This window comes from Massilia sp. PAMC28688 (genome assembly GCF_019443445.1).
Lineage (GTDB): Bacteria > Pseudomonadota > Gammaproteobacteria > Burkholderiales > Burkholderiaceae_D > Telluria_A.
This window is the reverse complement of sequence record NZ_CP080378.1, coordinates 1,868,343-1,887,389: the sequence shown is the minus strand read 5'-3', so window position 1 is coordinate 1,887,389 and position 19,047 is coordinate 1,868,343. Positions and strand designations below refer to the sequence as shown.

Sequence of the window (19,047 nt, the reverse complement as noted above, 5' to 3'; positions counted from 1 at the left end):
GTATAAACGGTATAAACCGCGTTCATGCGCCATCATTAGCACAACTGTTGCGTCAACGATAAGAAGATACATGGCCAAGATATTTTGCGTTGCGAATCAAAAAGGCGGAGTCGGCAAGACCACCACCAGTGTCAACCTGTCGGCCGGCCTGGCCAGGCTGGACCAGCGTGTGCTGCTGGTGGACCTGGACCCCCAGGGTAACGCGACCATGGGCGCGGGCATCGACAAGGCGTCGCTCAAGAGTTCGATCTACCAGGTGCTGCTGGGCGAGGCCGATGTGAGCGCCGCGCGCCAGCGTTCGGAAGCAGGGCGCTTCGACGTGCTGCCATCGAATCGCGAACTGGCCGGCGCCGAAGTGGAAATGGTGCAGCTCGATAACCGCGAGCGCCGCCTCAAGGATGCGCTCGACAAGGTCAGCGGCGAGTACGACTTCATCCTGATTGACTGCCCGCCCGCGCTGTCCATGCTCACCCTCAATGGCCTGTGCGCGGCGCACGGCGTGATCATCCCGATGCAGTGCGAGTACTACGCGCTTGAAGGCCTGTCGGACCTGGTCAACACCATCAAGAAGGTGCATGCCAACCTTAATCACGACCTCAAGATCATTGGCCTCCTGCGCGTGATGTTCGACCCGCGCATGACGCTGTCGCAGCAGGTGTCGGCGCAGCTGGAAGAGCACTTTGGCGACAAGGTCTTCAAGACCATCATCCCGCGCAATGTGCGCCTGGCCGAAGCGCCGTCCTACGGCATTCCCGGCGTGACCTTCGACCCGGCCTCCAAGGGCGCGCAGGCTTACATCGCCTTTGGCGCCGAGATGGTTCAACGAATCAAAACAATGTAATCGGAACGACTTCAATCATGGCAACCAAAAAACTCAAGGGCCTTGGCCGCGGACTCGAAGCACTGCTGGGCGGCGATGGCGAGGCCCCCCAGGCCGATCCGGGCACGCCGTCGTCGCTGCCGGTATTCCAGCTCCAGGCCGGCAAGTACCAGCCGCGCACGCGCATGGATGAGGGAGCCCTGGCCGAGCTGGCCGCCTCCATCAAGAGCCAGGGCATCATGCAGCCGGTGCTGGTACGTCCGGTGGGCCGCGACGAGCTGACCGGCGCGGCCAAGTACGAAATCATCGCCGGCGAGCGCCGCTTCCGGGCCGCCCAGCTGGCCGGCCTGGAGCAGATTCCCGTGCTGGTGCGCGAAGTGGACGACCAGTCCGCCGCCGCCATGGCGCTGATCGAAAACATGCAGCGCGAAGACTTGAATCCGCTGGAAGAAGCGCAGGGCATCCAGCGCCTGATCAGCGACTTCAACTTCACCCACGAGCAGGCCGCCACAGCAGTGGGGCGCTCGCGCAGCGCGGTGTCCAACCTGCTGCGCCTCATCAACCTCGCCGCCCCCGTGCAGACCATGCTCATGGCCGGCGACATCGACATGGGCCACGCCCGCGCCCTCCTGGCCGTGGACGCGGCCAGCCAGATCACGCTGGCTAACCAGGTGGTGGCCAGGCGATTGTCGGTACGCGAGACGGAAAAGCTGGTCACCCGCGCCATGGAAGAGCAGGACGAGACGCCTTCGCGCCAGAAGGAAAAACCCGGCGACATCGTGCGCCTGGAGGAAGAACTGTCCGACAAGCTGGCCACCCCGGTGCTGTTCAAAATGGGTGCCAAGGGCCGCGGTCAGATGATTATTGATTTCGCCGACCTCGATGTGCTGGACGGGGTACTGGCGCGGCTGCGCGCATGACTGGGGCGGAAATCGCGGTAAAAAACGCTATCTTCACGCCCGCGGAGATAGCGTCGAGCGCCACGGGCATCGGAATACAGTAAAACTACTACCCGCCCACTTTTAGTGCAGAACCTCCAAAAAAGCGTGGTATTTGGATACTAATAAGCGATTCTGCGGTGCAGCAGTGTTTGACGCACATCGGTATATCGCCTTATAATCCCGCTGATTCACAAGTTCAAACCCCGGAAACACGGCACTTAAACGGCAAAGCGCGAAGAAGAAAATATGTTGCGCCTAGTCTCCCTGCAATTGATCGCAACAGTCGTTGCTGGCGTCATCGCCGCGCTACTGGGGGGCCTGCCTGCGATGTTTTCCGCACTGCTTGGCGCCCTTTGCTGCCTGGTACCGAATGCGCTAATGGCATATCGTCTGTACCTGGGCACCAAGCGGCCGGGCGGCGCGAATGCTGTGTCGTTTCTCATCTGGGAATTCGTAAAGATTGCAATGACGGTGGCGCTGCTGTTCGCCGCCGTGAAGCTGTACCGCGATTTGAACTGGCTCGCCTTTTTAGGCGGCTGCATCGTGGTGCTGAAAAGTTACATATTCTTATTAATTAGGCACTGACATGACGAGTCCAACCGTAGAAGGCGCAGCAGCACACGCACCGACCGCATCAGAGTACATCAAGCACCACCTGGGTCACCTCTCGAACAAGCATCAGGACGCTGTCGTCGATTTTTCCATTATTAACTTCGACACCCTGTTCTGGTCCATCAGCATGGGCGTGCTGGGCTGCCTGATCATGTGGTCGGCAGCGCGCCGCGCCACATCGGGCGTCCCGGGCCGTTTCCAGGCTGCAGTGGAAATGCTGTTCGAGATGGTCGATAACCAGGCCAAGGCCATCGTACACGGTGACCGCAGCTTCATCGCCCCTCTGGCGCTGACCGTGTTTGTCTGGGTCGCCTTGATGAATTCGCTGGACTTCTTGCCCGTTGATTTGTTCTCCGAAGCTTTCAAATGGATGGGCGTTGACAATATTTTGCCGTATCACCGCGTGGTTCCTACTGCTGACCTCAATGGTTCGCTTGGCATCGCCCTGGGCGTATTCGCACTGATGATCTACTACGGTATCAAGATCAAAGGGCTTGGCGGCTGGATCCACGAATTGTTCGCCGCGCCGTTTGGCATTTATATGGCGCCGTTCAACCTCTTGTTGAACATTATCGAGTACGCAGCAAAAACCGTTTCGCTTGGCATGCGACTGTTCGGCAACATGTTTGCCGGCGAGCTGCTGTTCCTGTTGATCGCTTTGTTGGGTGCGATGGCAACTACGTTCGGCTTCGTCGGCCACGTGATTGCCGGTTCGATCTGGGCTATTTTCCACATCCTGATCGTGTTCCTGCAGGCGTTCATTTTCATGATGCTGACGCTGGTGTACATCGGCCAGGCGCATGAAGGCCACTGATCGGCGCCAATCGGCCAGGTTCAAGCTGTAGTAGTAGGGAAGCTTTGTAATTTTTTGTTTTCGATTTTTTAATTTACTTTTTGAAGGAACTCTCATGACTGACCTTTCTTTTGTTGCACTGGCTTGCGGTTTGATCATTGGTCTGGGTGCTATCGGCGCCTGCATCGGTATCGCTATCATGGGCGGCAAATACCTCGAAGCTTCGGCACGTCAGCCTGAGCTGATGAACGTGCTGCAGACCAAGATGTTCCTGCTGGCTGGTCTGATCGATGCTGCGTTCCTGATCGGTGTTGGTATCGCTATGCTGTTCGCATTCACCAACCCATTCGTACCACCAGTCATCGCTGGCTAAGTTCGGCACTTCGTTGCTTGTGAATTGCCGAACCTTCCGGGTTCGGCATCCGTTTTTGTGAGAAGGAAAATACCGTGAACTTAAACGCAACCCTGTTTGCACAGTTCGTGGTCTTCTTCATCCTGGCTGGTTTCACGATGAAATTCGTGTGGCCTCCACTGATGAAAGCGCTCGATGAGCGCGCCGAGAGGATCGCGAATGGCCTGGCCGCTGCCGATCGTGGCAAGACCGAGCTGGAAGTAGCAATGAAGCGTGTCGATGCTGAAATGGCAACGGCCCGTGACGAAGTACAAAAGCGTATCGTGGACGCCGACAAGCGCGCTGCATCGATCATCGAAGAAGCAAAGAAGACTGCTGAATCGGAAGCGGCCCGCATCCGTGCCCAGGCTCACGCCGACGCCGAGCAGGCCATGGCCAGTGCCCGCGAAGAACTGCGTGCCCAGGTAGCCGCGCTGGCTGTCAAAGGCGCCGAGCAGATCCTCAAGCGCGAAGTGAACGCATCGGCCCACGCCGACATGCTGTCGCAACTTGCGGTCGAGCTGTAATCATGGCCGAATTCGCAACTGTCGCCCGCCCTTACGCCGAAGCGCTGTTCCGTGTTGCCAAGCAAGGCAACATGGACGCCTGGGCCGACGTGGTTTCCCAGCTGTCCCAGCTGGGTGCCCACCCTGATGTGCTGGCATACGCCGCCAACCCGAACGTGGTTGGCAACGATGTTGCCCAGACGCTGATGTCCATGCTCAAAGCGGACGTGACCCCGGAAGTGAAGAACCTGGTTGCCATGCTGGTCCAGAATGGCCGCGTTGCCCTGCTGCCGGAAATCGGCGCGCAGTTCGAGATGCTCAAGAACGCTGACGCTGGTGCAGCCGATGCCGACATCACGAGCGCGTTCGAGATCTCGTCGCAGCAGGTTGCCGACCTCGTGGCTACGCTGGAAAAGAAATTCGGCCGCAAGCTCAACCCATCGGTCACGGTCGATCCGGCCCTGATTGGCGGTGTGCGCGTGGTGGTCGGCGACGAAGTGCTCGACACCTCGGTCCGCGCCCGCCTGCAGCAGATGCAGGCCGCCCTGGCGTCGTAACAGACGTTATAGACCCGTCGTAGACACGCATGGCTCGCCGGCGCCTGACGCCCTTGCTCACGCATCAAGAAACTATTAGGAGTTAGCATGCAACTTAATTCATCTGAAATCAGCGAACTGATCAAAAGCCGGATCCAAGGCCTCGAAGGTTCGGCTGACATTCGCAATCAGGGCACGGTAGTCTCCGTAGCCGACGGTATCTGCCGTATCCATGGCCTGTCGGACGTGATGCAGGGCGAGATGCTGGAATTCCCAGGCAATACTTTCGGCCTGGCCATGAACCTCGAGCGCGACTCCGTCGGCGCCGTGATTCTGGGTGCTTACGAGCACATTTCGGAAGGCGACGTGGTCAAGTGCACCGGCCGCATCCTGGAAGTGCCGGTCGGTCCTGAACTGCGCGGCCGCGTGGTCAACGCCCTCGGCCAGCCTATCGATGGCAAGGGCCCGGTCAACACCACCATGTCGACCCCGATCGAAAAGATCGCGCCAGGCGTGATTGCCCGCCAGTCCGTGTCGCAGCCAATGCAGACGGGCCTGAAGTCGATCGACTCGATGGTACCTATCGGCCGTGGCCAGCGCGAGCTGATCATTGGCGACCGCCAGACCGGTAAGTCGGCTGTCGCGATCGATGCCATCATCAACCAGAAGGGCCAGAACATGACGTGTATCTACGTCGCGATCGGCCAGAAGGCATCGACCATCAAGAACATCGTGCGCTCGCTCGAAACGCACGGCGCCATGGAATACACCATCGTGGTTGCCGCCTCGGCTTCCGAATCGGCCGCCATGCAGTACATCTCGGCCTATTCCGGTTGCGCCATGGGCGAATACTTCCGTGACCGCGGCGAAGACGCACTGATCGTCTACGACGATCTGTCCAAGCAGGCAGTTGCCTACCGCCAGATTTCGCTGCTGCTGCGCCGCCCACCAGGCCGCGAAGCGTACCCAGGCGACGTGTTCTACCTCCACAGCCGCCTGCTCGAGCGCGCAGCCCGTGTGAACGAAGACTACGTGTCGGCCTTCACCAACGGCGCCGTGACCGGCAAGACCGGTTCGCTGACCGCCCTGCCGATCATTGAAACCCAGGCTGGCGACGTGTCCGCTTTCGTGCCAACCAACGTGATTTCGATTACCGACGGTCAGATCTTCCTGGACACCTCGCTGTTCAACTCGGGTATCCGTCCTGCGATTAACGCCGGTATTTCGGTGTCGCGCGTCGGTGGCGCCGCCCAGACCAAGGTCATCAAAAACCTGTCCGGCGGTATCCGTACCGACCTGGCCCAGTACCGTGAACTGGCCGCTTTTGCGCAGTTCGCATCGGACCTGGACGAGTCGACCCGCAAGCAGCTCGACCGCGGTGCCCGCGTGACTGAACTGCTCAAGCAGGCCCAGTACTCGCCACTGTCGATCTCGCTGATGGCCGTGTCGCTGTTCGCAGTGAACAAGGGTTACTTCGACGATATCGAAGTCAAGAAGGTCCTGGCGTTCGAAGCCGGCCTGCATGGCCACATGAAGAGCAAGCACGCTGCCCTGCTGTCCAAGATTGAAGACACCAAGCAGCTGGACAAGGAAGGCGAAGCCGCCATGTCCGCAGCCATTGCTGACTTCAAGAAATCCGGCGCATATTAATTGTGATAGGGCACCTTTACCGGTGCCCGACAGCGCATAAGGAGTAAGGACTCATGGCATCAAGCAAAGAGATTCGTGGCAAGATCAAGAGCGTAGAAAATACGAAGAAGATCACCAAGGCGATGGAAATGGTCGCCGCATCGAAAATGCGCAAGGCGCAGGAACGCATGCGGACTGCCCGTCCCTACAGTGAAAAGATTCGTAACATCACCTCCAATCTGGCCACCGCGAATCCGGAATACACGCACCCGTTCATGGCCCAGGCCAAGACGGTGCAGGCGAAGTCCGTTGGCTTCATCGTCGTCACGACCGACAAGGGTCTGTGCGGCGGCATGAATACCAATGTGCTGCGCATGGTGACGCAAAAGTCGCGCCAGCTGGAAACAGACGGCAACAAAATTGAAGCGGTTGCCATTGGCAACAAGGGTTTGGGGTTTTTGAATCGGGTGGGTGTCCGCGTTGTGTCGCACGCAGTCCAGATTGGCGACACCCCGCACCTGGACAAGTTGATCGGACCGGTCAAGGTCATGCTCGACGCGTACCTGGAAGGCAAGCTCGACGCGGTTTACATCAGCTACACCAAGTTCGTCAATACGATGAAGCAAGAGCCGGTCGTGGAGCAGCTGCTGCCACTGTCGGCTGACCGCCTGACGGCCGACAAGGGTAATCACGCATGGGATTACATCTACGAGCCGGAAGCGCAAACCGTCATCGATGAACTGCTGGTGCGTTACGTGGAGGCGCTGGTGTACCAGGCGGTTGCCGAAAACATCGCGTCCGAGCAGTCGGCACGGATGGTGGCCATGAAGTCGGCCAGCGACAACGCCGGTAACGTCATTGGCGAACTGAAGCTGGTCTACAACAAGACGCGCCAGGCTGCGATTACCAAAGAACTCTCCGAGATCGTCGCCGGTGCGGCAGCGGTCTAACCCATTTAGATAAATATAGAAGGAACGAACATGGCTGATGGCAAAATCGTTCAGTGTATCGGCGCTGTGGTGGACGTTGAATTTCCACGCAATGCAATGCCGAAGGTATTTGACGCACTGAAAATGGCAGGCTCCGAACTGACCCTGGAAGTACAGCAGCAGCTGGGCGACGGCATTGTCCGTACCATTGCGCTGGGCTCGTCGGACGGTCTGCGTCGCGGCATGATGATCCAGAACACCGGCGCGCCGATCATGGTGCCAGTAGGTAAGGCAACCCTGGGCCGCATCATGGACGTGCTGGGCAACCCCATCGATGAATGCGGTCCTGTCTCGCACGAGCAGACGGCATCGATCCACCGCGTGGCGCCTGCGTACGACGAACTGTCGCCGTCGCAAGACCTGCTGGAAACCGGCATCAAGGTGATTGACCTGGTCTGCCCGTTCGCCAAGGGTGGTAAGGTTGGTCTGTTCGGCGGTGCAGGTGTGGGCAAGACCGTGAACATGATGGAACTGATTAACAACATCGCCAAGGCGCACTCGGGTCTGTCCGTGTTTGCCGGCGTGGGTGAGCGTACCCGTGAAGGTAACGACTTCTACCACGAGATGGCCGATGCCAAGGTGGTTGACCTGGAAAACCCGGAAAACTCCAAAGTGGCGATGGTCTACGGCCAGATGAACGAGCCGCCAGGTAACCGTCTGCGCGTGGCGCTGACCGGCCTGACGATCGCTGAATCGTTCCGTGACGAAGGCAAGGACGTTCTGTTCTTCGTGGACAACATCTACCGCTTCACCCTGGCCGGTACCGAAGTATCGGCGCTGCTGGGCCGTATGCCATCGGCAGTGGGTTACCAGCCAACGCTGGCCGAAGAAATGGGCCGCCTGCAAGAGCGTATTACGTCCACCAAGACCGGTTCGATCACCTCGATCCAGGCCGTGTACGTCCCTGCGGATGACTTGACCGACCCGTCGCCAGCGACCACCTTCGGTCACCTCGACTCCACCGTCGTGCTGTCGCGTGACATCGCCTCGCTCGGTATCTACCCAGCGGTTGACCCACTCGATTCGACCTCGCGCCAGCTGGACCCGCTCGTGGTTGGCCAGGAACACTACGACACTGCGCGCGCCGTTCAGGGCACGCTGCAGCGCTACAAGGAACTGCGTGACATCATCGCGATTCTGGGCATGGACGAACTGGCACCGGAAGACAAGCTGCTGGTGGCCCGCGCCCGTAAGATGCAGCGTTTCCTGTCGCAGCCATTCCACGTCGCTGAAGTGTTTACCGGTTCGCCAGGCAAGTACGTTTCGCTGAAAGACACGATCAAGGGCTTCAAGATGATCGCGTCGGGCGAACTGGACCACCTGCCTGAGCAAGCGTTCTACATGGTTGGCACGATCGACGAAGCAATCGAAAAAGCCAAGAAGCTCAACTAAGAGCCGATAGGACACTTATGGCAAACACATTTCACGTTGACGTAGTATCGGCCGAATCGAGCATCTTTTCGGGCGAAGCTGAATTCGTCGCGTTGCCGGGTGAAGCGGGTGAGCTGGGTATCTACCCCATGCACACCCCCTTGATCACGCGCATCAAGCCGGGTGCGGTACGCATCAAGGTGGTTGGCCAGAGCGAAGAAGAATTTGTCTTCGTTGCCGGCGGCATCCTTGAAGTACAGCCGAACGGCGTGACGGTCCTGGCCGACACCGCAATCCGCGGTGGCGATCTGGACGAAGCGAAAGCATTGGCTGCCAAGAAACTGGCCGAAGAGACGATGGTCAACAAGGAGTCGAAGATCGACTACGCGCGCGCCCAGGCCGAAATGGCCGTGGCAATCGCCCAGTTGCAAGCCATCGCCCGTCTGCGCAAGAAGTAAGATTTGCTTGTGCAGGGACAGAAAAGGCAGCCGAGGCTGCCTTTTCTTTTGCCTTCTATGATCGTGAACAAGAGGAGGGGAGCGATGGCGCCCGAAACCAAACTGGCGTTGCGCAAGCTGTACAAAAAGGTTGCCGCGGTGTGCCTGCTGCTGGCGTGTGCGACTTTTGCCTGGTTCTATTTCATCGATAACCCCGATTTGCAGCTGGTGTTTGGCGCGTCCATGTTGCTGGGCGCCGGTGGCTGCGGTTACCGCTACGCCAGTATTGCCCCGCTATGGGCAGCGACACCCTGGCTTAAGGGCCTGCTCTGCTTTCTCAGCGCCCTGGCCGGCGTAATGACCTTTGCCACGATGGTGGCCATCGGGGGCGTGACCTACATTGCAGTGACCGGCACTGGTGGATCTGGCAGCTCGTCCAGCGGCCGTTTCAGTTCAAGCTCCTTCGATTAACACGGGTGTTCTGTCCGGACGCTGACCACGGCCAGTTGCCGCTAACCCTGCCAGCGCCTTCCGTCGTTGCTACGTCAACGCAAGCTCGCGCTTTCTTCGGCCAGGTCGACAGTGCGCGAGATCACGCCCAGCCCCGGGGCCAGCTTCAGCCGGTCGAGCTCATTTTCCACGAGCACGCGGTCGGCCCGGGTGGGCCCGTCCTTGAAAAGGATGTCAATCTTGCTCGTTCCATGGGTGGCATCGCCCCGGACCCCGCTCACGCCCGGCAGTGCCTGCAGTGCCCGCATTACGGGTGCCAGCAAAAGATCGCTGATCTTGTCGGACGACTGCTCGGCAAGCTGATACTTCACCGAGACCACAGTCAGTTTTGCGGGGCTTGCCTGCGCCTGGGAGGCGAGGGGCAGCAGGGCGCACGCTGCAATCAGATATTTTATGAGTGTCATGCGTTTCATCATATTGCATTATTCATACTTATGCCTGTTCGGCCATCGGTCCCGCCGTTCTTCGCATTCCTGGCCGGCGAGGCAATCGCCACGCCGGCCAGGACAGCGCCTAGTCGTAGGTCGCGCTCAGGCTCACACCAGAAAAGCCTGGCTCGCCCTTGAGCATGATGTAGTACCAGCGGCCGGAGGCGGGCGCCGGGATGCTCACGCTTTCGCCATTGCCCGCATTGCGTGATGCGGCTGTGTACGAGGCCGTGCTCGGATAGCGGTCGAGCCCCACATACAGGTCCACATTGCCGGTTCCGCCGCTGGTGAACAAACGCAGGTTTTTGGCCCCTGGAGGCAGCATGATGTAGGCATAGCTCTGGCTGGACGAGGCGAAGTTGTTGATCGAACAGTTGCGGCCCAGCTGACTGGTGGACGTGCATGCCGGCAGCGTCACCACCGGCAGCGGCGGCGTGCCTGCCGTGGTGGCGCTTTGTACCCACGCAGCGAATTCATTGTCATATCGGGTGCCGATATAGTTCATGTAGTTCTGGTAGCCGTCGTAGTCGCCCACGCGAAAGCGCGCCAGCACCGAGTCGACATCGCGGCGATGGCGCTCGTTCATGAACCGGGTGGCCATGTAACCCCACCGGTAGGCACGATCGGTGTAATCGGCCATCGAGTACGTATTGCCGAAAATCTGGCTCAGCTTGTAAGTGCCCCTGCGCGCCACGTCGATGGACGCCTGGTTGTCGTTCTTGAGCGAGAGGTATTCGCCGATCCCTTCGATCCACCACACCGTTGGCTTGGCCACCGAAGCGCCAAAGTCACCTGCCAGGTTGAAGCGGCCATCGAGGTAGTGCACGTATTCGTGCTCCAGATTCCACACCTTGAACACGGGCCGCAGCCACGACGCTTCATGGGCAATGAAGCGCGCCTGGTTGCCGGCTGCCGATGGGTCGCCCTCCAGGTACATGCCGCCATTGTTGGTGTCGATATCGTAGATGACAGATGCGTATTTGGCGTAATTGGCGAAGTCGTCGAACACCACCAGTTCCAGCGTGGTGTTGCGGTCATTGGCCACCGGCACGCGGTTGGTCTGCAGCATCTCGTGGAAGTAGCTGTCGCCTTTGGCCAGCGTGGCGCACGATTCCTGGAGCTGCGCCAGCGTCATGTCCTGCGCGCGAATGCGCAGGCTGGGGCTGCAGGTGTGGCTCACTTTGAGGACCACGTTGGCCAGCCTGGAAGCGTAGTCGCAGGTACCGTAAGAGGCGCAGTTGGCATTGTCGTAGTACTTCACGGCCGACGCTGCCGCCAGCCACAGGCCGCTGTCGGCACCGGTCATGCTGCTGCTGGCCAGTGTGGCCTCGATCATGGGGCGAACCGCGGGCTTGAGCTGGGCGTGCTGCATGAAGCGGTAGGCTTCATTGGCGGCGTCGGTGAGCTGGTAGGACACGGTGGAGGCGAGCAGGGCGGCCTTATTGCGCGTAACGAAATTGTGCAGCGCCGCTGGATAGCTGGCATCGGACGCCAGCACGGCCTTGCCGTCGGGACGTGAATGCGCGTAGAAAATGACGGTGAGCGCCGAAGTGAAGCCACCTGCCGCGCTACTGTCCTTCAGAGCGTCAGCCGCGGAAGGCCTGGTGGCCGTATTGGTAAAACGCGTGACGAGGCGCTTCATGCTCGGCAGATAGTAAGCCTCATCGTGCATATTGGTGATCAGCCGGATTGTCTCACCGGCTGTAGTGCTTGCCACCGGATTGGGCCGGTACAGGGCGCTGCCCTCCACCAGGCGCCAGATCGGGGCGCGCAGCGCTGTCGTGTGTGCGGCCGGCAGCGCCGGGATGACGCTGCCGCTAGCCAGGTAATAGCCGGCGCGCAGGTAAAGCGCGAGATTGGCCACCGCACCGGTGCTGGCATTGTAGCTGCCGGCCTCGGCACTGAAGCGCGCCACCACGGCGTTCATGTTGGCATTGGAATAAACGCGGGCGGCCTGCGAGGCCGTCAGCCCAAACAGCGGATAGGTGCATTCGTAATCAGGCAGGCGCGCGACATAGTCGGCCAGTGCCGCCCCGCTGTAGGAGGCCAGCGTGTCCATGTTCTTGCACGCGGGCGTGGCTGCCATGGCCTGCATGCGCTGGCCGTCGCGCGGCAGCAGGTCGTAGCGGGGCTTGTTGGTGGGCGGCAGCTGATAGCGCGACTGTTCCACCGTCGGGGGGAGGATCTGGCGCTGGTGGGGCGGCTGCGCCTGTTGCAATCGTTTGAGCTGCAGGCCGTCATGGCCAGCAGGTGCGGCGATGGCAGATGCGCTCAGGCAGGCTAACAGGCCGCTCAGCACGGAGTAGGTGCGTGCGTGAATCATTGTCTTGCTCCTTGTTGTTGCGTATTGGGGCGCGGATGCGCGTGCTGAAGGCCTTCAGGCGAGCCACTATAGCGCGGACGAAACCCCGTCAGGGCAGGGCTGAGGGCCGATCACGGCGGTTCGTCCTGTTTCTGCAAGTGGGGCAAAGAATCAGCACAAAGGCTGTGGCAAGAATGCCGAAAACACCACAGTGGCATCCGGTGCAGGCGAGGCGTGAGAAGGAAAACTTGCCGAAGGAACGTGCCGCGAGTGCGGGCGGTTCAGCAAGCGGCGCTTCAGCTCCGGCCCCTTCGATGGAGGTCGTCTGCCGGGATATCATGTGCGCGTTACCCTCTTCGATTCAGGAGCATATATGCGCATTGCCTCTTGCAGCTGTGGTCAGCTGACGGCGCAGGTGGACGGCGAGCCGGTTCGCGTGTCGATTTGCCACTGCCTCAATTGTCAGCGCCGCACAGGCGGCCCGTTCGCACAGCAGGCACGGTTTGCCCGCAAAGATGTCGCGACGTCCGGCACCGCGACCACGTTTGCCATTGCCGGCGACTCGGGATCAAGCGCGACGTTTCACTTCTGTCCCCGTTGCGGCGCCACGGTCTTCTATCAGGCCGAGGGTCTGGAAGAATTCATCATGATACCGGTAGGCGCCTTCGCCGACCCCACGTTTCCGGCGCCGGCCGTCTCAGTCTATGAAGAGCGCAAGCATGGCTGGGTGCAGCCACCGCCGGACGCAGAGCACTATGCTTGACGCCTACGCCGCCCGAATCCGGGCCGTGGCGCAATTTCTCAACAGTAAAAGGATAGTGATAGGCGTCGCGGGCCGTCGCCCCGGGAAGACATGGGCCGTCAAGCCCTGGGGCGGCGGCTGTGCAGGACCCATGCCGCCACGCATGCAATGAGCAGAACCGTCACCAGAGAGCCTTCCACGCCGAATGCACCGCCTGTCAGCAGAGCGTCGCCCATGAACTGGCCGCGCAGCAAGCCTGCATCACTGGCGTGGCCCGACACGACCGACGAAAACACCTGGCCCACACAGTAGTTCCATGCGATGTGCGTGCCGATGCAGACCCACAAACGGCGGGTGTTGAGGTACAGGGCAGCCTGCAGCACGCCGTAGGCAACCAGGGCGGCCACGGCAAGCATCGACACGCCCTCATTGGGCAGGTGGCCCAGGGCAAAGATTGCCGACGAGATCACGATTGCCCACCTGGTGCCCAGTGCACGGTGCGCCACGCCAAAGATGACGCCGCGGAACATCAGCTCTTCCGCCAGCCCCACCAGCAGCAGTTCGGCCAGCGGCAGCAGCAGCGCGCCTGACAGTGGGTTCATGCCGTCAAACCGGTAGGCGCCAAGCATCCAGAGCAGGGCGAAGGTCACGCTGACCAGCGCCGAGCCCATCAGCAGACCCGCGCCCAGTTCCCGCCCCATGCCCCGCGTGGCAAGTTCCACAGGCTCCCGCTTTTCGATGCGGCGCACGTAGAAGCGGTAGCCAAACCAGACCAGCACCGCCGCCAGCAGCTGTGGCCATACCACGCGATACGGCTTTTCCACGAGCACGGACACGGTGATCATGGTCAGGGGAACGGCAGCAAAGGTGAGCACGATGCCCAGGACGGCCTGGATGAAAGGATGCGCCATGAGGCGCGTGCGCAGGCCGGGTTTGACGGCGGCGGGGTTAAGTACAGCGGTCATGTGGCACCTGTAGTGAGATGTGGGCTTGTTGCCAGCGGCAAGGGAATCATCCCAAGCGCCTCAGACACATGCTATCACAATACATAAGTGCTTATGTATATTTTGTTGATCGAGGGTAGACTGCATCTTTTTCCTCCTGATATGCCGCCTCATGTTCCGACGTCTTGTTGTGCTGATCCTGTTTTGCGCCCTGGCTTATGCCGCCTACCCGTGGCTGAGCCTGGCCCTGTACGGATTTCGCCTGGCGTCCATGCCGCTTCCGTCATCGTTGAACATGCCTGTCGAGGGAGTTGAGGTGCGCCAATTGCGCGATACCTGGCAAGCGTTCCGGACGTCCAGCCGCCGCCATGAAGGCATCGACATCTTTGCGGCACGGGGCACGCCGGTCCGCGCCTCCGTGGAGGGCATCATCCTGCGCATCGAGGAAACCAATCTGGGCGGCAAGGTGGTGTGGGTCATGGGGCCGGGCAACCAGCGCCATTACTACGCCCACCTCGACCGCATTGCCGACATCAAGCCCGGGCAGCGCGTGCAGGCCGGGTCGCTGCTGGGCTATGTGGGCAATACGGGCAATGCCGCCAGCACGCCGCCGCACCTGCACTATGGCGTCTATGGAGCCGGAGGGGCCATCAATCCATTCCCCTTGCTGGCCGGGGCCCAGGCCAGAGCAGGCAGCGCGGACAAGCGTAGCCCGCGCGCCAATCCGTGACCATGTTTTACATTTACACAACGGCTGTGGCGTCTTTTATCATTTTTATCTTGTGTTCATTGCAAAGAAATTAGACACTAGCAACCCGTTCCTCTTGTAAATGCCACCGCCATGTTGTCGCGTCTGTTAAAGAAAAGCACCGCCTCTGAAGTCGTACCGGCCTTCACCAAGAAGCCATTTTTCAGAAGCGAACAGAAAGCGTTCTACGGCCGCCTGCGCCGTGCGCTCCCCAAATGCTATGTGTTCCCGGATGTGGAATTGCGCGCCCTGATGACGCCGATCAGCACCGACACCAAGCAGCGCCGCTCGGAAAAAGAATACCTGGTGGGCCGCAAGGTCGATTACGCGGTATTCGATGCGCGCCTGTCGCTCATCTGCGTGATCGAACTGAAGACCGGTGGCGTGGTCGACCAGAGTCCTGGCTCGAATGCCCAGCTGCTCAAGGGGGCAGGAATCAAGCATTTTTGCTGGGACAAGCAAAAGCTCCCGACCAGCGAACAGATGATGCGCCTGTTTGGCTCGGTGGTGCTGCCCGGCCCGGTCAAGAAAAACGATGCCGACCCGGCAACCATGATGGCAGCGCCCAATTCCGACTTCGCGGGACCGCACAGCGAAATCCTGTTCGCGCGCCCGACCTCGCTCACCCCGGAAGCGCTCGATGCGCTGGCGCCGCACGGCCACACCAAGGCGGCCTACCCGCACGTCTGGGAACGCATCCGCATGTTCTGCAAAGAACCCAACCATCTGGAAGACTACCTGACCTCGCTATCGATGCAGACCCGCGCCAGCAAGCGGGCCGGCTTTCCCAAGGAAGTGCTGCATGAAATCAACGAGATCGAACAGGCCAACGCGGCTTTCCTGACCAAGCTGCCGGAAAAGCCGAGCTGGAACGACGTTTTCGCCGACCGCTAGGGTAGCGCTTGCGTCAGGCGCGGCGGCGCCGCACCGACCAGGCAGTCAACCCCAGGCCCAGCAGCACCAGCGCGACGCTGCCCGGTTCCGGCACATCGTGAATGCCGATCGTGCTGTTATAGCGCAGCGAGCCAATCAGTGCGGGACCGGTCTGGTCCAGCGTATCGTACTGGCGAAAGTCCACGGCAAAACGGGCCAGATCGCCATTGTCGGCATAGGCAATTTCGCGCACATTAAACCAGCCTGACCAGTCCCAGACTTCGCCCATGGGGCTGGAAATGAGCATGCCGGCGTGCTTCGGGGCAAAGCGCCAGTCTCCCATGACATTGTCGTACCGGCCCACCCGCAAAGGATTGCCAGGTGCCTCCCCACTGGCCGGATCGAAGGCCGGCGCCACGAATTGCAGCAGCCAGCGCTGGTCGCCACGCTCGAAGAACAGGTTGACGCCATCGTTAGCGCGCGACACGTGGTCGCTGCCATACATGATGCCATCGACACCGTGCATCCAGGTGGTGGGACCGTCGAGTTCATAGCCCACATGATTGCCCCATTCCGCTTCCAGATAGACCGAGCCGGTCTGGGCCGATACCTGCGCCTGGCTCAGCGGGGTGCAGAGGAGAGAGGCGGCCACAAGAAGTGGCCGCAGGGAGCGGAGTGCAAACATGGGGGAAATCCTTTCGGTGGAAGATCGGCAGTAGATGCGACAGCAATATTAATGATTACCTAACGACGCGGAATGATACAGGTCAACCAGGGGGAGGTGGCAGTTTCAAACCCGCGCCGGTCGCACTGGTGAATCTGTTAATCTTTTAGTCCCTTCTGCCTGCTCGCCCATTATGAAAACAGTTCAAGAAATTCTCAAGGAAAGTTCGATCATTGCAGTGGTCGGCCTCTCTGCCAAGCCCGAGCGGGCCAGTCACGGCGTTGCGGCATATTTACAACAGCATGGCTACCGTATCCTTCCCGTCAACCCTAGCTATGCGGGCCAACAGATCCTCGGCGAGCCTGTGTTTGCAACCCTGCAAGAAGCTGCTGCTTCGCTCACGCCTGGGACCGCCATTGATATCGTGGACTGCTTCCGCAGTGCCGACGCCATGGCGCCGATTGCCCGCGACGCAGTGGAGGCAGGCGCGCGCTGCCTGTGGATGCAGCTCGGCATTGTCAACCAGGAGGCTGCCGACCTGGCCGCGGCCGCAGGCCTTGACGTGGTGATGGACAAGTGCCTGAAGATCGAACACAGGGCCCTGGGCTGATGCCGGCGCCGCTGCGCGAACGCCTGCGGGCCGGCCCACAGCTGCGCCTGCGCGACGACGATGCCGCACGCACGCCCCTGCGCGCCAGGGATGGGCGCGACAAGCGTTCGCGCCATGACATCAAGCAGGCCGAGCGCGACGCTACGGCCGGGCTGACCGAGCAGATCGCCCGGCTGCAGGAAATGCTGTTTGCCCAGCGCCGGCGCAAGGTACTGATCGTGTTGCAGGGGATGGACACGTCCGGCAAGGATGGGCTGGTGCGTTCGCTGTACAGCCGGCTCAATCCCATGGGCGTGCGGGCGGTGCAGTTCAAGGCGCCCAACGACGTGGAGGCGGCGCACGACTTCCTGTGGCGCGTGCATCAGCAGGTGCCGGTGGCCGGCGAGATCGCGGTCTTCAACCGCAGCCATTATGAAGATGTGCTGGTGCCGCGCGTGCAGCATCAGATTGATGAGCCGGAGTGCCGGCGCCGCCTGGCTCACATCCGCGATTTCGAGCGCATGCTGGCTGAAACGGGCACCGTGATCGTCAAGCTGTTCCTGCATATTTCCAGCGATGAGCAGCGCAAGCGGCTGCAGGCCCGCCTTGCGGACCCGGAAAAGCAGTGGAAGTTCGACGAAAACGACATTGTGCAGCGCAAGCGCTGGGACGAGTATCGCCAGGCTTACGAAGAGGCCATCGTTGCCACCGACGCCGAGCATGCGCCCTGGTACATCATCCCGGCCGATGCCAAGACCCACCGCAACCTGCTGGTGTCCACGCTGCTGCTGGAGATTCTCGGCGCGCTCGAGCTGGCGTACCCGGCGCCGGACCAGGAGCTGGCCCGGCTCACCATTTCCTAGGCAGACGCTGCGCTTTGCGCGCCAATCTGCAGGCCCGGCACGGGCGTACTGGTATCGTCATCGAGCATGCAGATGAGCGAAGCGAACAGCGCCATGTCGCTGGCCGAGGCGCTGCAGTGCAGGGCCACGTCGCGCGCAATATCGCGCAGGCGCCACTGGATTTCGCGGCTCGCAACATCTTTTTCAAACAGCATGCTGCGGTCCGGATCGGGCAGGCCGTGGCTGTGGCGGGCATAAAAGTCCAGGCCGGTGCTGACAAAGGCCCGTTCAATGGTTGCCACCCGGTCCATGGTGCGGTCCAGCAATTGCGTTGCGCGCGCAGACTTGGGCGCCTTGCTGCGCTGTAGAACGCGGCCGGCCTCCAGGATGCAGGCTATGCGGCGCCCCAGGGTGTCAACGCCCTCGCCGGCCGGGCCCGGAGCAGCCGGCGCGCTGCCCTGTTCCTGGCTGCGCAGCGCGCCGGACACGGCGGACAAGAGATCGTGGGCGTATTCGCCGGGCACGATTTTCAGAGCCAGTTCAGCCCGTTCCAGCGGCAAGTCTTTCTGCAAGACGCCGGAAATCATTTCCGCCACGGCCACGGCCTGGCCAGCCGCACTGAGCTCCCTGCCGTGCAGCTGGCGCGGATAGCCGGTGCCGTCGGCGCGCTCGTGATGCTCTGCCACAGCCCGCCCCACTGCCGCCGGGTAGGATTCCAGGTCGCCGATCAGCACCTGGCCAATCAGGGGATGGACGACCAGGTGCGACCACTCGTGCGGCAGCAAGCGCTTGCCCGGCTTGAGGTAGGCCGGGTCAATATACAGCTCGCCAATGTCGTGCAGGAGCCCGGCCAGGGCGGCAATCATCTGGCCGTCCGGCGCCAGGTTCAGTTGCTTGGCCATGCAGACCGACAGCAGGCTGACGGTAATGCTGTGGTCGAGGGCATGGGGGCCGCCGCGCTCGACCAGGGTCAGCATCATGCGCATGGCCTGACCCAGGCGCATTGCGCCAAGCAAGGCCAGCGGCGTGGGGCCGCCGCCGCGCACGGCGCCGATGATGCGCCGCAGCGGCGCACTGGTATCGAGAATGCGGGTGGCGTGGGCAACAATGGTGGCCGGATCAGCCGCGCCTTCCGCCACCAGCACCGATTCCAGCGGCTGGCGCAAGCGGTGCTGGCCAAGCGTGTCCTGCTGCGCGCGGGTCAGGCGGGCACCCTTGGCCACCAGCTTCATGCCGCGCAGGTCCAGAATGTCTTCGCTGGCGGCCACATCCATGACCTCGGCCAGCCCCATGACCTTGCTCAAGTAATGCTGGTTGACCGTCGTGCTGGGACTCGCTGCCGGCATGGTGGACCTTCGCAATGGAATAGTAAAGACCACG

22 protein-coding genes are annotated in these 19,047 nt (G+C 61.1%); 17 read left to right on the top strand and 5 right to left on the bottom strand.

The window, feature by feature from the left end:
- The first annotated feature begins 70 nt into the window (after nt 1–70).
- The 12 genes from KY495_RS08495 to KY495_RS08440 all read left to right on the top strand — a co-directional run bounded on the left by KY495_RS08495 (nt 71) and on the right by KY495_RS08440 (nt 9,496).
- Nucleotides 71–841, top strand: a complete 771-nt coding sequence (locus tag KY495_RS08495) for a ParA family protein (protein WP_219883221.1) — start codon at nt 71–73, stop codon at nt 839–841.
- Between the two features lie 17 nt (nt 842–858).
- A complete protein-coding gene (locus tag KY495_RS08490) occupies nt 859–1,740 on the top strand; it encodes a ParB/RepB/Spo0J family partition protein (protein ID WP_219883220.1) in 882 nt (293 codons plus the stop codon).
- A gap of 267 nt (nt 1,741–2,007) precedes the next feature.
- Nucleotides 2,008–2,346, top strand: a complete 339-nt coding sequence (locus KY495_RS08485; protein ID WP_219883219.1) for an ATP synthase subunit I — start codon at nt 2,008–2,010, stop codon at nt 2,344–2,346.
- 1 nt (nt 2,347) lies between these two features.
- The gene (gene atpB / locus KY495_RS08480; RefSeq protein WP_219883218.1) at nt 2,348–3,187 is read left to right on the top strand and encodes a F0F1 ATP synthase subunit A; all 840 of its coding nucleotides are present in this window, start codon (nt 2,348–2,350) and stop codon (nt 3,185–3,187) included.
- Between the two features lie 94 nt (nt 3,188–3,281).
- Nucleotides 3,282–3,539 carry a F0F1 ATP synthase subunit C gene (gene atpE / locus KY495_RS08475; RefSeq protein WP_219883217.1) on the top strand — a complete coding sequence of 86 codons (258 nt, stop codon included), beginning with the start codon at nt 3,282–3,284 and terminating at the stop codon, nt 3,537–3,539.
- Between the two features lie 74 nt (nt 3,540–3,613).
- A complete protein-coding gene (locus KY495_RS08470) occupies nt 3,614–4,084 on the top strand; it encodes a F0F1 ATP synthase subunit B (RefSeq protein ID WP_219883216.1) in 471 nt (156 codons plus the stop codon).
- A gap of 2 nt (nt 4,085–4,086) precedes the next feature.
- Nucleotides 4,087–4,620 (top strand): F0F1 ATP synthase subunit delta, encoded by a 534-nt coding sequence (locus KY495_RS08465; protein ID WP_219883215.1) that lies wholly within the window; start codon nt 4,087–4,089, stop codon nt 4,618–4,620.
- Nucleotides 4,621–4,707: 87 nt separating this feature from the next.
- Nucleotides 4,708–6,249 (top strand): F0F1 ATP synthase subunit alpha, encoded by a 1,542-nt coding sequence (gene atpA, locus KY495_RS08460; RefSeq protein WP_219883214.1) that lies wholly within the window; start codon nt 4,708–4,710, stop codon nt 6,247–6,249.
- A 53-nt stretch (nt 6,250–6,302) separates the two neighbouring features.
- Nucleotides 6,303–7,178, top strand: coding sequence for a F0F1 ATP synthase subunit gamma (atpG, locus tag KY495_RS08455; RefSeq protein WP_219883213.1), 876 nt, complete (start codon nt 6,303–6,305; stop codon nt 7,176–7,178).
- Nucleotides 7,179–7,208: 30 nt separating this feature from the next.
- Nucleotides 7,209–8,609: a F0F1 ATP synthase subunit beta gene (gene atpD, locus KY495_RS08450; RefSeq protein WP_219883212.1), complete on the top strand. Its 1,401-nt coding sequence runs from the start codon at nt 7,209–7,211 to the stop codon at nt 8,607–8,609.
- 17 nt (nt 8,610–8,626) lie between these two features.
- Nucleotides 8,627–9,046, top strand: a complete 420-nt coding sequence (locus KY495_RS08445) for a F0F1 ATP synthase subunit epsilon (RefSeq protein WP_219883211.1) — start codon at nt 8,627–8,629, stop codon at nt 9,044–9,046.
- Nucleotides 9,047–9,103: 57 nt separating this feature from the next.
- On the top strand, nt 9,104–9,496 hold the full coding sequence (locus tag KY495_RS08440) for a hypothetical protein (RefSeq protein ID WP_219883210.1): 393 nt from the start codon (nt 9,104–9,106) through the stop codon (nt 9,494–9,496).
- 74 nt (nt 9,497–9,570) lie between these two features.
- Here the strand turns inward: KY495_RS08440 and KY495_RS08435 are convergent, their stop codons facing one another.
- Nucleotides 9,571–9,939 carry a hypothetical protein gene (locus KY495_RS08435; protein WP_219883209.1) on the bottom strand — a complete coding sequence of 123 codons (369 nt, stop codon included), beginning with the start codon at nt 9,937–9,939 and terminating at the stop codon, nt 9,571–9,573.
- A 109-nt stretch (nt 9,940–10,048) separates the two neighbouring features.
- The gene (locus KY495_RS08430) at nt 10,049–12,286 is read right to left on the bottom strand and encodes a M9 family metallopeptidase (RefSeq protein ID WP_219883208.1); all 2,238 of its coding nucleotides are present in this window, start codon (nt 12,284–12,286) and stop codon (nt 10,049–10,051) included.
- A gap of 352 nt (nt 12,287–12,638) precedes the next feature.
- On the opposite strand from KY495_RS08430, the gene KY495_RS08425 reads away from it, so the two are divergent.
- A complete protein-coding gene (locus tag KY495_RS08425) occupies nt 12,639–13,028 on the top strand; it encodes a GFA family protein (protein ID WP_219883207.1) in 390 nt (129 codons plus the stop codon).
- A gap of 98 nt (nt 13,029–13,126) precedes the next feature.
- On the opposite strand, the gene KY495_RS08420 is transcribed toward KY495_RS08425, so the two are convergent.
- Nucleotides 13,127–13,972, bottom strand: coding sequence for a CPBP family intramembrane glutamic endopeptidase (locus KY495_RS08420; protein ID WP_219883206.1), 846 nt, complete (start codon nt 13,970–13,972; stop codon nt 13,127–13,129).
- A gap of 151 nt (nt 13,973–14,123) precedes the next feature.
- On the opposite strand from KY495_RS08420, the gene KY495_RS08415 reads away from it, so the two are divergent.
- Together KY495_RS08415 and KY495_RS08410 are read left to right on the top strand one after the other, a co-directional pair.
- The gene (locus KY495_RS08415) at nt 14,124–14,681 is read left to right on the top strand and encodes a M23 family metallopeptidase (RefSeq protein ID WP_219883205.1); all 558 of its coding nucleotides are present in this window, start codon (nt 14,124–14,126) and stop codon (nt 14,679–14,681) included.
- Between the two features lie 111 nt (nt 14,682–14,792).
- A complete protein-coding gene (locus KY495_RS08410) occupies nt 14,793–15,593 on the top strand; it encodes a DUF2726 domain-containing protein (protein ID WP_219883204.1) in 801 nt (266 codons plus the stop codon).
- Nucleotides 15,594–15,606: 13 nt separating this feature from the next.
- On the opposite strand, the gene KY495_RS08405 is transcribed toward KY495_RS08410, so the two are convergent.
- Nucleotides 15,607–16,257, bottom strand: coding sequence for a PEP-CTERM sorting domain-containing protein (locus KY495_RS08405; protein WP_219883203.1), 651 nt, complete (start codon nt 16,255–16,257; stop codon nt 15,607–15,609).
- 172 nt (nt 16,258–16,429) lie between these two features.
- Here KY495_RS08405 and KY495_RS08400 point away from each other — a divergent pair, with 172 nt between their 5' ends.
- Nucleotides 16,430–16,846, top strand: coding sequence for a CoA-binding protein (locus tag KY495_RS08400; protein WP_219883202.1), 417 nt, complete (start codon nt 16,430–16,432; stop codon nt 16,844–16,846).
- Complete coding sequence (locus KY495_RS08395; protein WP_219883201.1) at nt 16,846–17,688, top strand: PPK2 family polyphosphate kinase; 843 nt, start codon at nt 16,846–16,848, stop codon at nt 17,686–17,688. Before KY495_RS08400 ends, KY495_RS08395 begins: the two co-directional genes overlap by 1 nt.
- Here KY495_RS08395 and KY495_RS08390 read toward each other — a convergent pair.
- On the bottom strand, nt 17,685–19,013 hold the full coding sequence (locus tag KY495_RS08390) for an HD-GYP domain-containing protein (protein WP_219883200.1): 1,329 nt from the start codon (nt 19,011–19,013) through the stop codon (nt 17,685–17,687). The two genes, KY495_RS08395 and KY495_RS08390, sit on opposite strands and share 4 nt — an antisense overlap.
- Nucleotides 19,014–19,047 lie beyond the last annotated feature (34 nt).

Excerpts from the sequence above, each read along its gene's own strand:
- KY495_RS08495 (WP_219883221.1), top strand. The coding sequence starts at position 71 with ATGGCCAAGATATTTTGCGTTGCGAATCAAAAAGGCGGAGTCGGCAAG.
- KY495_RS08490 (WP_219883220.1), top strand. The coding sequence starts at position 859 with ATGGCAACCAAAAAACTCAAGGGCCTTGGCCGCGGACTCGAAGCACTG.
- KY495_RS08485 (WP_219883219.1), top strand. The coding sequence starts at position 2,008 with ATGTTGCGCCTAGTCTCCCTGCAATTGATCGCAACAGTCGTTGCTGGC.
- atpB (WP_219883218.1), top strand. The coding sequence starts at position 2,348 with ATGACGAGTCCAACCGTAGAAGGCGCAGCAGCACACGCACCGACCGCA.
- atpE (WP_219883217.1), top strand. The coding sequence starts at position 3,282 with ATGACTGACCTTTCTTTTGTTGCACTGGCTTGCGGTTTGATCATTGGT.
- KY495_RS08465 (WP_219883215.1), top strand. The coding sequence starts at position 4,087 with ATGGCCGAATTCGCAACTGTCGCCCGCCCTTACGCCGAAGCGCTGTTC.
- atpA (WP_219883214.1), top strand. The coding sequence starts at position 4,708 with ATGCAACTTAATTCATCTGAAATCAGCGAACTGATCAAAAGCCGGATC.
- atpG (WP_219883213.1), top strand. The coding sequence starts at position 6,303 with ATGGCATCAAGCAAAGAGATTCGTGGCAAGATCAAGAGCGTAGAAAAT.
- atpD (WP_219883212.1), top strand. The coding sequence starts at position 7,209 with ATGGCTGATGGCAAAATCGTTCAGTGTATCGGCGCTGTGGTGGACGTT.
- KY495_RS08445 (WP_219883211.1), top strand. The coding sequence starts at position 8,627 with ATGGCAAACACATTTCACGTTGACGTAGTATCGGCCGAATCGAGCATC.
- KY495_RS08440 (WP_219883210.1), top strand. The coding sequence starts at position 9,104 with ATGATCGTGAACAAGAGGAGGGGAGCGATGGCGCCCGAAACCAAACTG.
- KY495_RS08435 (WP_219883209.1), bottom strand. The coding sequence starts at position 9,939 with ATGACACTCATAAAATATCTGATTGCAGCGTGCGCCCTGCTGCCCCTC.
- KY495_RS08430 (WP_219883208.1), bottom strand. The coding sequence starts at position 12,286 with ATGATTCACGCACGCACCTACTCCGTGCTGAGCGGCCTGTTAGCCTGC.
- KY495_RS08425 (WP_219883207.1), top strand. The coding sequence starts at position 12,639 with ATGCGCATTGCCTCTTGCAGCTGTGGTCAGCTGACGGCGCAGGTGGAC.
- KY495_RS08420 (WP_219883206.1), bottom strand. The coding sequence starts at position 13,972 with ATGACCGCTGTACTTAACCCCGCCGCCGTCAAACCCGGCCTGCGCACG.
- KY495_RS08415 (WP_219883205.1), top strand. The coding sequence starts at position 14,124 with ATGTTCCGACGTCTTGTTGTGCTGATCCTGTTTTGCGCCCTGGCTTAT.
- KY495_RS08410 (WP_219883204.1), top strand. The coding sequence starts at position 14,793 with ATGTTGTCGCGTCTGTTAAAGAAAAGCACCGCCTCTGAAGTCGTACCG.
- KY495_RS08405 (WP_219883203.1), bottom strand. The coding sequence starts at position 16,257 with ATGTTTGCACTCCGCTCCCTGCGGCCACTTCTTGTGGCCGCCTCTCTC.
- KY495_RS08400 (WP_219883202.1), top strand. The coding sequence starts at position 16,430 with ATGAAAACAGTTCAAGAAATTCTCAAGGAAAGTTCGATCATTGCAGTG.
- KY495_RS08395 (WP_219883201.1), top strand. The coding sequence starts at position 16,846 with ATGCCGGCGCCGCTGCGCGAACGCCTGCGGGCCGGCCCACAGCTGCGC.
- KY495_RS08390 (WP_219883200.1), bottom strand. The coding sequence starts at position 19,013 with ATGCCGGCAGCGAGTCCCAGCACGACGGTCAACCAGCATTACTTGAGC.